Source organism: Streptomyces sp. NC-S4 (genome assembly GCF_054353315.1).
The window spans coordinates 3,082,165-3,095,179 of sequence record NZ_CM135937.1; the positions used below are offsets into that span (position 1 = coordinate 3,082,165).

At 73.3% G+C, this 13,015-nt stretch carries 9 protein-coding genes and 1 pseudogene; 2 read left to right on the plus strand and 8 right to left on the minus strand.

Annotated elements, in window-relative coordinates:
- Positions 1 to 135: 135 nt before the first annotated feature.
- Entirely contained in the window at positions 136 to 2,028 is a 1,893-nt protein-coding gene (locus tag ACXNSR_RS13505; protein ID WP_458642295.1) for an AMP-dependent synthetase/ligase, read from the minus strand.
- A gap of 234 nt (positions 2,029 to 2,262) precedes the next feature.
- Positions 2,263 to 4,128, minus strand: a complete 1,866-nt coding sequence (lepA, locus tag ACXNSR_RS13510) for a translation elongation factor 4 (RefSeq protein ID WP_458642296.1) — start codon at positions 4,126 to 4,128, stop codon at positions 2,263 to 2,265.
- 255 nt (positions 4,129 to 4,383) lie between these two features.
- Between lepA and rpsT the strand changes: the two genes are divergently transcribed.
- Positions 4,384 to 4,644 (plus strand): 30S ribosomal protein S20, encoded by a 261-nt coding sequence (rpsT, locus tag ACXNSR_RS13515; RefSeq protein WP_030030523.1) that lies wholly within the window; start codon positions 4,384 to 4,386, stop codon positions 4,642 to 4,644.
- A 549-nt stretch (positions 4,645 to 5,193) separates the two neighbouring features.
- On the opposite strand, the gene holA is transcribed toward rpsT, so the two are convergent.
- Positions 5,194 to 6,186 (minus strand): DNA polymerase III subunit delta, encoded by a 993-nt coding sequence (gene holA, locus ACXNSR_RS13520; protein ID WP_458642297.1) that lies wholly within the window; start codon positions 6,184 to 6,186, stop codon positions 5,194 to 5,196.
- 61 nt (positions 6,187 to 6,247) lie between these two features.
- On the opposite strand from holA, the gene ACXNSR_RS13525 reads away from it, so the two are divergent.
- Positions 6,248 to 6,490, plus strand: coding sequence for a hypothetical protein (locus tag ACXNSR_RS13525; protein WP_266596562.1), 243 nt, complete (start codon positions 6,248 to 6,250; stop codon positions 6,488 to 6,490).
- A gap of 12 nt (positions 6,491 to 6,502) precedes the next feature.
- Here the strand turns inward: ACXNSR_RS13525 and ACXNSR_RS13530 are convergent, their stop codons facing one another.
- The 5 genes and pseudogenes from ACXNSR_RS13530 to ACXNSR_RS13550 form a co-directional block, all read right to left on the minus strand.
- Positions 6,503 to 7,384: a YceI family protein gene (locus ACXNSR_RS13530; RefSeq protein WP_458642298.1), complete on the minus strand. Its 882-nt coding sequence runs from the start codon at positions 7,382 to 7,384 to the stop codon at positions 6,503 to 6,505.
- A gap of 136 nt (positions 7,385 to 7,520) precedes the next feature.
- A pseudogene (locus tag ACXNSR_RS13535) lies at positions 7,521 to 9,746 on the minus strand (ComEC/Rec2 family competence protein); the annotation flags it as partial.
- Positions 9,747 to 9,892: 146 nt separating this feature from the next.
- Positions 9,893 to 10,906: a helix-hairpin-helix domain-containing protein gene (locus ACXNSR_RS13540; protein ID WP_458642299.1), complete on the minus strand. Its 1,014-nt coding sequence runs from the start codon at positions 10,904 to 10,906 to the stop codon at positions 9,893 to 9,895.
- 98 nt (positions 10,907 to 11,004) lie between these two features.
- Positions 11,005 to 11,850: a DegV family protein gene (locus ACXNSR_RS13545; RefSeq protein ID WP_458642300.1), complete on the minus strand. Its 846-nt coding sequence runs from the start codon at positions 11,848 to 11,850 to the stop codon at positions 11,005 to 11,007.
- A 352-nt stretch (positions 11,851 to 12,202) separates the two neighbouring features.
- A complete protein-coding gene (locus ACXNSR_RS13550; RefSeq protein ID WP_458642301.1) occupies positions 12,203 to 12,970 on the minus strand; it encodes a hypothetical protein in 768 nt (255 codons plus the stop codon).
- Between the last annotated feature and the right edge of the window lie 45 nt (positions 12,971 to 13,015).

A 13,015-nucleotide genomic window follows, 5' to 3' on the forward strand; every position in this document is an offset into this window, starting at 1 on the left:
CCCGTCGGCGTTCGGAGCGCGGGGTCCGGGGCGGAGCCCCGGGACACGGCCGGCGGCCGATACCCGGGGCCGCCCGGGAAAGGTGGGGTCCGCGGGGCGGTCCACCGCCCCGCCCCGCTCGGCCCGCGGCAGGCGTCAGGCCTCGCGCGACCCCTCGTACATCTCCTCGATCAGGTGCTTGAACTCACGCTCGACGACCGGTCGCTTCAGCTTCAGGCTGGGCGTGAGGTCGCCGTGCTCGACGTCGAGGTCGCGCGGCAGGATCCGGAACTTCTTGATCGTCTGCCAGCGCTGCAGGCCCTCGTTCAGGGTCTGCACGTACGTCTCCATCAGACGGTTGGTCTCGGGCGCCGCCAGGACCTGTCCGTACGTCTTGCCCTCCAGCCCGTTCTCGGCCGCCCAGGTCAGGATCGACGGTTCGTCGAGGGCGATCAGCGCCGAGCAGAAGTTCCGGTCGGCGCCGTGCACGACGATCGTCGACACGTACGGGCAGATCGCCTTGAACTGGCCCTCGATCTCCGCCGGGGCGACGTACTTGCCGCCCGAGGTCTTGATCAGGTCCTTCTTGCGGTCGGTGATGCGCAGGTAGCCGTCGGCCGACAGCTCGCCGATGTCGCCCGTGTGCAGCCAGCCGTCGGACTCCAGGACCTCGGCGGTCTTGTCCGGCTGGCGGTGGTAGCCCTGCATGATGCCGGGGCCGCGCAGCAGGACCTCGCCGTCGTCGGCGATGCGGACCTCGGTGCCGGGGAGCGGCTTGCCGACGGTGCCGGTGCGGTAGGCCTCGCCCGGGTTCACGAAGGAGGCCGCGCTGGACTCGGTGAGGCCGTAGCCCTCCAGGATGTGGACGCCCGCGCCGGAGAAGAAGAAGCCGATCTCGGGGGCCAGGGCGGAGGCGCCGGAGACGGCGGCGCGCAGCTTCCCGCCGAAGGCCTCGCGGAGCTTGGAGTAGACGAGCGCGTCGGCGATCTTGTGCTTGGTGGTGAGGCCGAAGGGGGCGGTCGCCCGGCCGGTGCGGCGGAAGTTGTCCTGAGTGACCTTCGCGTACTCGCGGGCGACGCCGACCGACCACTGGAAGATCTTGTACTTGGCTCCGCCGCCGGCCCGGGCCTTGGCGGCCACGCCGTTGTAGACCTTCTCGAAGATGCGCGGTACGGCGGCCATGTAGGTCGGCTGCACGACCGGCAGGTTCTCGATGATCTTGTCGATCCGGCCGTCTACGGCGGTCACGTGCCCGGCCTCGATCTGCCCGGAGGTCAGCACCTTGCCGAAGACGTGGGCCAGCGGCAGCCACAGGTACTGGACGTCCTCCTTGCCGATCAGCCCGGTGGCGACCATGGCCTTGGCCAGGTACGACCAGTTGTCGTGCAGCAGCCGCACGCCCTTGGGGCGGCCGGTGGTGCCGGAGGTGTAGATGAGGGTGGCGAGCTGGTCGGAGGTGATCGCCGCGATCCGCTCGCCGACCGCATCGGGGTGCTTGGCGAGGTACTCCTTGCCGCGCGCCTCCAGGTCGGCGAGGGAGAGCACCCAGCCCTCGGGGTCGCCCTCGGCGGCAACCGCGTCGGCGGCGTCCAGCACCACGACGTGGGCGAGGTCCGGCAGGTCGGCGCGGCGCTCGCGCGCCTTCGCCAGCTGTGCCGCGTCCTCGGCGATGAGCACCCGGCTCTCGGAGTCCGCGAGGATGAACGCCGACTCGTCCGCGTTGGTGCTGGGGTAGATCGTGGTGACCGCGCCGCCCGCGCACATCACGCCGAGGTCGGAGAGGATCCATTCGACCCGGGTGTTGGAGGCGAGCGCGACGCGTTGTTCCGTTTCCAGGCCGAGGGAGATCAGCCCGGCGGCGATGGCGAACACCCGCTCGGCCGCCTGGCCCCAGCTGAGTGATTTCCAGTCGTCGGCGCCGCCCGGGCCGCCGGCCGCCGGTACCGGATACCGGTAGGCCTCGTCGTTGGGCGTCGCTGCGACGCGCTCAAGGAAGAGCACCGCCACGGTGGGCGGGCGGTTCTCGAGATAGGTCTGTGTGTCGCTCACGACATCCTCCGGACCGTTCCACGCGGCAGTGCGTGGGCGTGGGGCGCTGGGGGCGCTTGGGACTGGCGGGTTTGCAGCCGGTGGCTTTTTAAACTGGCGAGTAACCGTCGAGCAGTGATCAGACTAGAGCGCGACCGGCGCGTTCGTAAGGGCCCGCGAGCGGCCGCTTCATAACGAAACAGGCCCCCGCACCTGAGTGCGGGGGCCTGTTCGTGTCGGGTGACGGCGGGGCTGCTACTTCTTCTTGCCGCCGGACTCGTCGCTGGAGAGGACGGCGATGAAGGCCTCCTGCGGGACCTCCACGGAGCCGACCATCTTCATCCGCTTCTTGCCTTCCTTCTGCTTCTCCAGCAGCTTCCGCTTACGGGAGATGTCACCGCCGTAGCACTTGGCGAGGACGTCCTTGCGGATGGCGCGGATGGTCTCGCGGGCGATGACGCGGGAGCCGATCGCGGCCTGGATCGGCACCTCGAAGGCCTGCCGCGGGATGAGCTCGCGCAGCTTGGCGACCAGGCGCACACCGTAGGCGTAGGCGGCGTCCTTGTGGCAGACGGCGGAGAAGGCGTCGACCTTGTCGCCGTGCAGCAGGATGTCGACCTTGACCAGGCTGGAGGCCTGCTCGCCGGTGGGCTCGTAGTCGAGGGAGGCGTAACCGCGCGTCTTGGACTTCAGCTGGTCGAAGAAGTCGAACACGATCTCCGCGAGGGGGAGCGTGTAGCGGATCTCGACGCGGTCCTCGGAGAGGTAGTCCATGCCGAGCAGGGTGCCGCGGCGGGTCTGGCAGAGCTCCATGATCGCGCCGATGAACTCGGTGGGCGCGAGCACGGTGGCCCGCACGACCGGCTCGAAGACGTCCTTGATCTTGCCCTCGGGGAACTCGCTCGGGTTGGTGACGGTGACTTCCTTGCCGTCCTCCAGCACCACCCGGTAGACCACGTTGGGCGCGGTGGCGATCAGGTCGAGGCCGAACTCGCGCTCCAGGCGCTCGCGGACCACGTCCAGGTGGAGCAGGCCGAGGAAGCCGACGCGGAAGCCGAAGCCGAGCGCCGCCGAGGTCTCGGGCTCGTAGACGAGCGCGGCGTCGTTGAGCTGGAGCTTGTCCAGGGCCTCGCGCAGCTCCGGGTAGTCCGAGCCGTCGAGCGGGTACAGGCCCGAGAAGACCATCGGCTTCGGGTCCTTGTAGCCGCCCAGGGCCTCGGTCGCGCCGTTGTTCAGGCTGGTGATGGTGTCACCGACCTTGGACTGACGGACGTCCTTCACGCCGGTGATGATGTAGCCCACCTCGCCGACGCCGATGCCGTCGGCCGGGGTCATCTCCGGGGAGGAGACACCGATCTCCAGCAGCTCGTGCGTGGCGCCGGTGGACATCATCCGGATCCGCTCGCGCTTGTTGAGCTGGCCGTCGACCACACGGACGTAGGTGACGACGCCGCGGTACGAGTCGTAGACGGAGTCGAAGATCATCGCGCGGGCCGGGGCGTCCTTGACGCCGACCGGGGCCGGAACGGTGGCGACGACCTTGTCCAGCAGCGCGTCGACGCCCAGACCGGTCTTCGCCGAGACGCGCAGCACGTCCTCGGGCTGGCAGCCGACCAGGTTCGCGAGCTCCTCGGCGAACTTCTCCGGCTGCGCGGCCGGCAGGTCGATCTTGTTCAGGACGGGGACGATCGCGAGGTCGTTCTCCATCGCCAGGTACAGGTTGGCGAGGGTCTGCGCCTCGATGCCCTGGGCGGCGTCCACCAGGAGGACGGTGCCCTCGCACGCGGCGAGGGAGCGCGAGACCTCGTAGGTGAAGTCGACGTGCCCGGGGGTGTCGATCATGTTGAGGATGTGGGTGCTGCCCTGTCCCTCGCCCGTGGTGGGCGCCCAGGGCAGCCGGACCGCCTGGGACTTGATCGTGATGCCGCGCTCACGCTCGATGTCCATGCGGTCGAGGTACTGGGCGCGCATCTGCCGCTGGTCGACCACACCGGTGAGCTGGAGCATCCGGTCGGCGAGGGTCGACTTGCCGTGGTCGATGTGCGCGATGATGCAGAAGTTGCGGATCAGCGCCGGGTCGGTACGGCTCGGCTCGGGCACGTGGCTGGGGATCGCGGGCACGCAGTGTCCTGATTCTCGGTCGCAGTCGGAAGCGTTTGCGGAGCGTCGGTCGGAGCGAAAGTCCGGCTCCCGTCGCTGTCGGCGGCGCGATGTCGGATCTATACGCAGACTCCCATGGTCCCATGGACGGGGCAGTGCGCTCGGTTTGGGCCGCCCGCTGCGCGCCTGGTAGCCTGGGCAGCTGTGTCTCGTATGCCCTCTCAGCAGTCGAGGCACAATCCGAAGATCAAACTCTGAACCTGAAAAGGCTCTTTCGTGGCGAACATCAAGTCCCAGATCAAGCGGAACAAGACCAACGAGAAGGCTCGCCTTCGCAACAAGTCGGTCAAGTCCGAGCTGCGCACCTTCATCCGCAAGGCCAACGAGGCCATCCTCGCCGGCGACGCGGAGAAGGCCACCGCTGCGGCCCGCCTGGCTTCCAAGAAGCTGGACAAGGCCGTCTCGAAGGGTGTCATCCACAAGAACGCCGCCGCCAACAAGAAGTCGGCGCTGGCCTCCAAGGTTGCCGCCATCTGAGTTCCGCACTCGATGTGATCGCCGGGAAGGACCCAGTGGGCCCTCTCTCCCGCTCCTGACCGGCACCCCGCTCCGCACACGAAGCGTTCGCCACGCGGGTGCGGTGCAACCAGAAGTAACCGAAGGCCCCGGCCTCCGCCCTTCCCCAGGGCGGTGGCCGGGGCCTTCGTGCTGTCCGGCGAGGCCCACCGGGCTCGGCCGTGGAAGTCCTGCGGCGGTACGCGCCGCGGCGGCGGCAGCGGCAGCAGCGGGCGCCGGTCGCCTTCGCGGGCCAGGACCCGGCGGGCCGGGGTGCGCACCCCGTTCCAGGCGGGCTCCGGGATCAGCGACCCGGCCGACGGACCGGCACGGCCTCCGGTGCGAGCGTCCCCCGCTCGGCCATCGCCTCGGTCAGGTGCAGGACGGACCCGACGTCCTCGGCGACGGCGAAGCTCCTCACCCCGTGCCCGCCGGCCCGGGCCGGCTGATCCGGGGCATCGGCGGCGAGGACGCCCGGCAATTACTCGACCCGCCGCTCCCTTGCTCGGCAGTGCTCACGCGGGACGTGCGCTAACGGCGCTGGGGGCGGGCCGCGCGGGCCACCGCGACGACGGCCTTCTCCAGGGCGTACTCGGGATCGTCGCCGCCGCCCTTGACCCCGGCGTCGGCGGCGGCCACGGCACGCAGGGCGTCCGAGACCCCGTCCGCGGACCAGCCGCGCATCTGCTGGCGGACCCGGTCGATCTTCCACGGGGGCATGCCCAGGTCCCGGGCGAGGTCGCCGGGGCGGGCTCCGCGCGGGGCGGAGGCGAGCTTGCCGATCGCGCGGACCGCCTGGGCGAGGGCACTGGTGATCAGGACCGGCGCCACCCCGGTGGACAGGGACCAGCGCAGGGCCTCCAGGGCCTCGGCCGCCCGCCCCTCGACCGCCCGGTCGGCGACCGTGAAGCTGGAGGCCTCGGCCCGGCCGGTGTAGTAGCGGGCGACGACGGCCTCGTCGATGGTGCCCTCGACGTCGGCGCACAGCTGCGCGGCGGCACTCGCCAGCTCCCGCAGGTCGCTGCCGATCGCGTCCACCAGGTTCTGGCAGGCCTCCGGCGTCGCCGACCGGCCGAGCGTGCGGAATTCGCCCCGTACGAACGACAGCCGGTCCGCGGCCTTCGTCATCTTCGGGCAGGCGATCTCCCGCGCGCCCGCCTTGCGGGCCGCGTCCAGCAGGCCCTTGCCCTTGGCCCCGCCCGCGTGGAGGAGGACGAGGACGATCTCCTCGTAGGGCGCGGCGAGGTAGGCCTTGACCTCCTTGACCGAGTCGGCGGAGAGGTCCTGCGCGTTGCGCACGACCAGCACCTTGCGCTCGGAGAAGAGCGAGGGGCTCGTCAGCTCGGCGAGCGTGCCGGGCTGGAGCTGCTCGGAGGCGAGGTCGCGGACGTCCGTGTCGGCGTCGGCGGCGCGGGCGGCCGCCACCACCTCGCGCACGGCGCGGTCGAGCAGCAGCTCCTCCTGCCCCACCGCGAGGGTGAGCGGGGCAAGCGGATCGTCGGTGGAGTTCTTCCTGGTGGCCATCGGCTCCAGCATCCCACGCCGCACTGACAGCCCCCCGCCCCGCGTGCCCGAGAATGGTCGCGTGAATGTGCGACATGTACTCGTCCTGCCCGACCGCGACGCCGCCGAGGAGGTGGCCCAGGAGGCCGTCGACCGCTTCGGCCTCCCGGAGGAACCGCAGTTGGTCCGCGACGCCCTGGCCGGCGAGGACGACGCCGAGGACGCCCAGTGGCTGGTGATCGTCGAGGACCCGCGCGAACGGCTCGACACCACCTCGCTGGACGACCTCGCCGCCGAGTACGAGGGCTGGCTGGAAGCCCCGTAGGGGGCGTGCGCCTCAGGCCTTGCGCACGGCCTGGATGTCCAGCGTCACTTCCACGCTCGACCCGATGGCCGCGATCCCGTGCGCCAGCATCGACTGCCAGTTCAGGGTGAAGTCCTCGCGGTGCAGCTCGGTGGTGGCCCGGCAGGCCGCCCGGAGCTCGCCCTCCAGGCCCGTGCCCAGGCCCAGGTACTGGGTGTCCAGGGTCACGGACCGGCTCACTCCGTGGAGGGTCAGTGCCCCCGCGACGGTCCAGCCGCTGCCGCTGCGGTGGATGAAGCGCTCGCTGTAGAACTCCACCGTGGGATGGCGGACCGCGTCCAGGAAGTCCCCCGACCTCAGGTGGTCGTCCCGCAGCCGCACCCCGGTGTCGATGCTCGCCGCGTCGATGATCACGTGCATGGAGGAGTCCTCCATGCGCTCGGCTATCCGTACCGCCCCGGCGAACGTGGTGAACCGGCCGCGGATCCGGGCCAGGCCGATGTGGCGGGCCGTGAAGCCGATCGACGAGTGCGTCGGGTCGAGCTCCCAGTGCCCGGGCTGCGGCAGCAGCGGCGGCTCCACCGTGTCGAGGATGATCTCCGCGGTGCCGGGCTGCCCCGGGTCCCCGACGATCGTCACCCCGTGGAAGGGCGCGTACCCCTCCGCGGTCACGGAGAGCCGGTACTCGCCCTCCGGAACAGCCACGGCGAAGCCACCGTACGGGTCCGTCTCGCCGCTGACGATGCGGCGGCCGATCGGGTCGGTCACCTCGAACGTGGCCTGCCGGACCGGTCGGTGGACCGTGTCGAGGACCCGGCAGCTGAGCAGACGCGCCGTCGGTGGCAGCGTCAGTGTCGCGGATGTGGATGGGCTGGAGCTTCCGGCCGTCTCCATCCCCCGCCGGCGACCGAACATGGCTGATGCACCCCCGTGCTGTGTGGACTTGGACCGTTCTGGCGAAGACGCATTCGATCATGCTGTCGGGTTGTGGGCAAACAGAGTGGTCGCGCCCGGTATGGCCGCGCCGATTCCGCCTCCGGTTGGCCGGAAATGAACGTAGTCGAACTCCGCTTCCGGCGACGGCGATCGAGCCGTCCGTGTCGGTGCGCAGCACCGTCGCACCCAACTCCCGCAGCCGGGCGAGCGTGCGCGGCGCCGGGTGTCCGTAGCGGTTGCCCGTACCGACGGGAACAAGCGCGAGCCGTGGCCGGATCCGGTCGTACAGCTCCGGATCCTGGTGCGCGGAACCGTGATGGGCGACCTTGAGCACGTCCACCGGGCCGAGTTCCGGATGGGCCCTCAAGAGGGCCTGCTGCGCCGGAGGTTCGAGGTCGCCGAGCAGGAGCAGGGTCAGCCCCGCACCGCGCACCAGCAGGGCGACGCTCGCGTCGTTGGGCCCCTCGGGCGGCGGTCCGGCCGGCGGCGGCCAGAGCACCTGCCACTCGAACGCCCCGGCCCGGCGCCGCTCCCCCTGCACCGCCCGCACGATCGGCACACCGGCGGCCGCCGCGGTCCGCCGGACGAACGCGGCCTGCCCCGGGGGTTCTTCGAACGCGGTGGCCTGGATCACTCCCACCGACCGTCCCCGCAGCACGCCCGACAGGCCTCCCACGTGGTCGGCGTGAAAGTGCGTCAGCAGGAGCAGCGGCACCCGGTGCACGCCCAGGGCGCGCAGACACTCGTCCACCGGTCCTGGCTCCGGGCCGACGTCCACCACCAGGGCCTCTCCCGGGCCTACGGAGAGCACGGCGGCGTCCCCCTGCCCCACGGCGCACTGGACGTAGCTCCAGTCGGGCGGTGGCCAGCCGGAGAGCGTACGGGTGAGCTGCGGCGGCCGCAGTACCGCCAGGAGCAGCAGCACCGCCAGGGCGGAACAGAGCCACCCGCGCCCGCGGAACCGGGCACCGGCGACCACGGCGACGGCCACGGTGGCGGCGGCCAGCAGAACGCCGCCGGTGAGCCCGCCCGGCCACGGCAGCTCCGCGCCCGGGAACCGGGCCCCGGCCCGGGCCACGCCCGCGATCCACCCCGTCGGCACCCCCGCGCAGCGGGCGAGCAGCTCCGCGGCGGGCATCCACACCGGAGCCGCCGCGAGCGCGGCGAAGCCGAGCACGGTCGCGGGACCGGCCGCCAGCTCGGCCAGCAGGTTGCACGGCACCGCCACCAGACTGACCCGGGCGGCGAGCACGGCCACGACGGGCGCACACACCGCCTGCGCGGCAGCCGCCGCCCCCAGCGCCTCGGCGAGCCGCGGCCCGGCCCCACGCCGCCGCAGGGCGTCGCTCCACCGGGGGGCGAGGGTGAGCAGCGCCCCGGTGGCCAGCACGGAGAGCAGGAAGCCGTGGCTGCGGGCCAGCCACGGGTCGTACAGCACCAGCAGCAGCACGGCCGCAGCCAGGGCCGGGATCAATGACCTGCGCCGTCCGGTGGCGATGGCCAGCAGGGTGACCGCCCCGCAGGCGGCGGCCCGCAGCACGCTCGGCTCCGGCCGGCACACCACCACGAAGGCCAGGGTCAGGGCCGCCCCGCACAGGGCGGTCACCCGCAGCGAGAGGCCGAGCCGGGGCGCCAGCCCGCGCCGTTCGGCCCGCTGCGCCCGGGCCGGCGGCCCGATGAGCAGGAACAGCACCACGGTCAGATTGGACCCGGAGACGGCCAGCAGGTGCAGCAGGTCGGTGGCCCGGAAGGCCTCGTGCAGATCGGGCGGCACCCTGGAGGTGTCCCCGACGACCAGCCCCGGCAGCAGGGCCCGGGCATCCGGTGCGAGCCCCTCGGTGGCCTCGCGCAGCCCGGCTCGCAGCCGCCCCGCGATCCGCTGGACGGCGTCCGGGCCGCCGGTCACCCCGGGCGGGGTGTCACCGGCCGGGCGGAGCAGCGCCACGGCCCGCTCCCCGCCGCGCGCCGGGGACAGCCGGGCGACCGCCGCCACCCGGGTGGAAGGCTGCAGCCGGGCCCATCCCGGGTGCCCGGCCAGCACCCGCACCGGGGTCTCGACCCGGGTGCTCGACCCGTCGGGCCCGGTCACCCGGTTCACGACCGCGTCCAGCATCACCACCGGCGGCCCGCTCGCGCTCCGGGCGGCCTTCGGGTCGGAACCGACCGTGAACTCCGCGTGGACGCGGGTGTGCTCCTGTGCCAGCCCGGCCACCGGCCCGGCCCGCGCCTCGGCCCGCTGGAGTCCCGCCACGCCCGCGCCGGCGGCCCCGCACAGCAGGGCCGCCGCCGCGACCGGCGCGAGCCGCCACAGCCGCCCCGGACGCCGGCACGCACCCAGCATCAACAGGCCCGCGCAGGCCATCGCCAGGCCCACCCCGAGGGCGGTCCGGTGGACGGGCATGTCCAGGGCGACGGCGGCCGCCGCCCAGGCGGCCACGGCGGGGACCGCGAGGCGCAGGTCCGGCGAGGCCTGTCCCGCCGGGCGGTTCACGGCCGCACCAGCGCGCGCAGGTCGGCGAATCGCCGCTCACCGATGCCGTCGACCTGGCGGAGCTCCTCCACGGAGCGGAAGCCGCCGCGGGCGGTACGGAAGTCGACGATGTGCTGCGCCAGTACCGGCCCGACCCCCGGCAGGCCGTCGAGCTGGGCGACCGTGGCCGAACCCAGACTCAGCGGGCCGGGGCCGGGGCCGGGACCAGGGCCGGAGCCGGGGACCGGGCCGGGGACGCCGCCCGCCCCGGAGGCCGGTGGCGGCTGCGCCGGGACGCCGACGACCACCTGCTCGCCGTCCACCAGCACCCGGGCCCGGTTCAGCCCGGTCGTGTCGGTGCCGGGACGCACTCCCCCGGCGGCGGCCAGCGCGTCCTCCACCCGTGAACCGGCGGGCAGCCGCCGCACCCCGGGATCCCGGACCTTGCCGCTGACGTCGACGACGATCCGCGCGGACCCGGCGGCCCCACCGGCCCCCGCTCCCGCGGCCGGAGCCCCCGCCGGTGCGGCGGCCGCCGGAACGGCTCCCGGGGCGACCACCGCGGGCACGGTCACCGCCCGCGGCCGGGCCGACCAGTACTGCTGTCCGGCGAAGCCGACGGCGGCGAGGAGCACCACCCCGATGGCGGCCACCGCACGCGGCCGCACCTCGCAGCATTCGCGCAGCCACAGCGGCAGCCGCTCCCGCACGGCCGGCCTCGGCACAGCCCCTGAGGGCGGCCCGGACGCCGCGTCGGGCGCTGCCTGGGCATCCACCCCGTCCGGAGCCCCGGACGGCGCCTGGAGGGCCCGGGGCGGCGGGGCCGGGGCGTACGGCGGACTGCTCCCGCCCAGCAACGCCTCGGCCCGTCGGCGCACCGCGCCCGGCTCCGGATGCGGAACCCGCCCGCCGCGCCGCGCCGTACGACGGTGCCGGAGCCGGCCGTCGGAAAGTCGGCCGTCGGAGCGACCGGGGCGGCCCGGGGCGGCGGTGGCGCCCGACGGATACGAAGCACGCGTTCGAAGATTCATGCCACGACCGTAGAGGCCGATCCCGCCCCCGGTTCGGATCACTCAATTCCGGTGGAAAAAAGCTCCGTTGTGGAAAACCGCGCCACCCGTCCGGGTGGTCAGCGGGGCGAGACGACCGCCGCCAGCAGCCCGGGGCCCGTGTGCGCCCCGATCACCGCACCGACCTCGCTGACGTGCAGCTCGACCAGCCCGGGGATGCGCTCACGCAGCCGCTCGGCGAGCTTCTCGGCCCGCTCGGGAGCCGCCAGGTGGTGCACCGCCACGTCCACCTCGGCGGACCCGGCGCGCTCGACGGCCAGCTCTTCCAGGCGGGCGATGGCCTTGGACGACGTACGGACCTTCTCCAGCATCTCGATCCGCCCGCCGTCCAGCGTCAGCAGGGGCTTCACCGCCAGGGCCGAGCCGAGCAGGGCCTGCGCGGCCCCGATCCGGCCGCCGCGGCGGAGGTAGTCGAGGGTGTCGACGTAGAAGTACGCGGCCATGTCCGCGGCGCGCTTCTCGGCGGCCGCCACGGCCTCGTCCACGGATCCGCCCGCCTCGGCCACCTCGGCGGCGGCGAGCGCGCAGAAACCGAGGGCCATCGCGACCATGCCCGTGTCCAGGACGCGGACCGGCACGGGCGCGGTCCTGGCGGCGACCACGGCCGCGTCGTAGGTGCCGGAGAACTCGGCGGACAGGTGCAGGCTGACGATGCCGGTCGCCCCGGCGTCCGCCGCCGCCCGGTAGGCCCGGACGAACTCCTCCGTGCCGGGGCGCGAGGTGGTGACCGAGCGGCGCTTCTGCAGGGCCTGGGCCAGGCTGCGCGCCGAGATCTCGGTGCCTTCTTCGAGTGCCTCGCCGCCGAGCACCACGGTGAGCGGAACGGCGGTGATTCCGTGCCGTGCCATGGCCGGTCGGGGCAGGTAGGCCGTGGAATCGGTGACGATGGCGACATGGCGGGACATGAGCCGGAGGTTACCGCCCGTGGGGGCATGACGGCAGCCCGGCCCACGACGCGACGTCGCCGGGCACAACCGGAACGGCGGCGGGCCCGCGGTGCGAGCCCCCGGAGCGCCTCGCCCGGGCCGCCTCCCGCGGACCTTGCCGGCCGAGCCCGCGGCGTCCGGTGCCGTGGGGCCTCCCAGGCCCACCAGGGCCGAGGGGAAGCATGGCAGGGCGCGGGCGCACCCGTGTACCGGACGTGCTCGGGCGCCCCGGCAACGCGGCCGGGTACGGCACCGGAGAACGCGGGCCCGGCCGACAGGATCCGAAAGCGGGGCCCAGTGCTGTGACCGGCAAGGTTTGCCGGTCACAGCACTAGGTGGTGCTCTCCGGGCGGCGCGTCTTCTGCCAGGGGTACTGCGGCGCCGGAGCGGCCGGGTTCAGGGCCTGCGGCTGGTCCGCGCCCCGCGCCGGGCTCGCCGCCGCCGCAGGCTGCCCCGGAGCGTTCCCCGAAGCCTGAGCCGGCCCCGACGCGGCCCCGTTCGCCTGCGCCGCGTCCCACGCCGCGGCCGCCGCGGCGAGGTCGTCCACCGGCTCCCGCTGCCAGTCCCGCAGCGCGTCGGACTCGACCTCGATCTGTGCCGACAGCGTGGACAGGTCGTCCTGCGCGAAGCGCTGGGCCCGGTCCCGCGCGGCCCACCGCAGCGAGTCCGCGGCCTGCTTGATCTTGCCCGTGCGTTCCCGCAGGTCCGGCAGCCGCTCAGCGATCCGCCCGCGGTCCGGGTCCTGCTCCAGCCGCTTCAGCTCGTCGTCGAGCTCGCGCCCGTGCGTGCTCAGCCGCTCGAACAGCGCGATCGACTCGTGCAGCGAGGCGTCCACCCTGACCCCGTCCTGCAGCGCCTGCTCCGTGGCGCGCATCGAGGTCCGCAGGTCGAGCCGCAGCTGCGCCAGCGCCCCCGTGACGCCGACCTGGCCGAAGCTCTTGGCGCGCAGGGTGGTGTCCTCCACGGTCCGCCGCGCCTGGGTGATGGTCCGGTCCACACCGCGCTTGGTCGCCTGCACCACCTTGACGGTCGCGTACACGCCCAACCCGAGGAAGGCGAAAAGCACCATCAGCGCGAAGATGATCAACGCGGCCTCCATGAGCATCCCTTCCCCAGTACCCCGACGGCTCTTTTCCGTCCCCTC

What these genes read in the sequence shown, in the direction of transcription:
- holA (WP_458642297.1), bottom strand. Translation starts at nt 6,186, where the DNA reads ATGGCCACCAGGAAGAACTCCACCGACGATCCGCTTGCCCCGCTCACC.
- ACXNSR_RS13530 (WP_458642298.1), bottom strand. Translation starts at nt 7,384, where the DNA reads ATGTTCGGTCGCCGGCGGGGGATGGAGACGGCCGGAAGCTCCAGCCCA.
- ACXNSR_RS13540 (WP_458642299.1), bottom strand. Translation starts at nt 10,906, where the DNA reads ATGAATCTTCGAACGCGTGCTTCGTATCCGTCGGGCGCCACCGCCGCC.
- ACXNSR_RS13545 (WP_458642300.1), bottom strand. Translation starts at nt 11,850, where the DNA reads ATGTCCCGCCATGTCGCCATCGTCACCGATTCCACGGCCTACCTGCCC.
- ACXNSR_RS13550 (WP_458642301.1), bottom strand. Translation starts at nt 12,970, where the DNA reads ATGGAGGCCGCGTTGATCATCTTCGCGCTGATGGTGCTTTTCGCCTTC.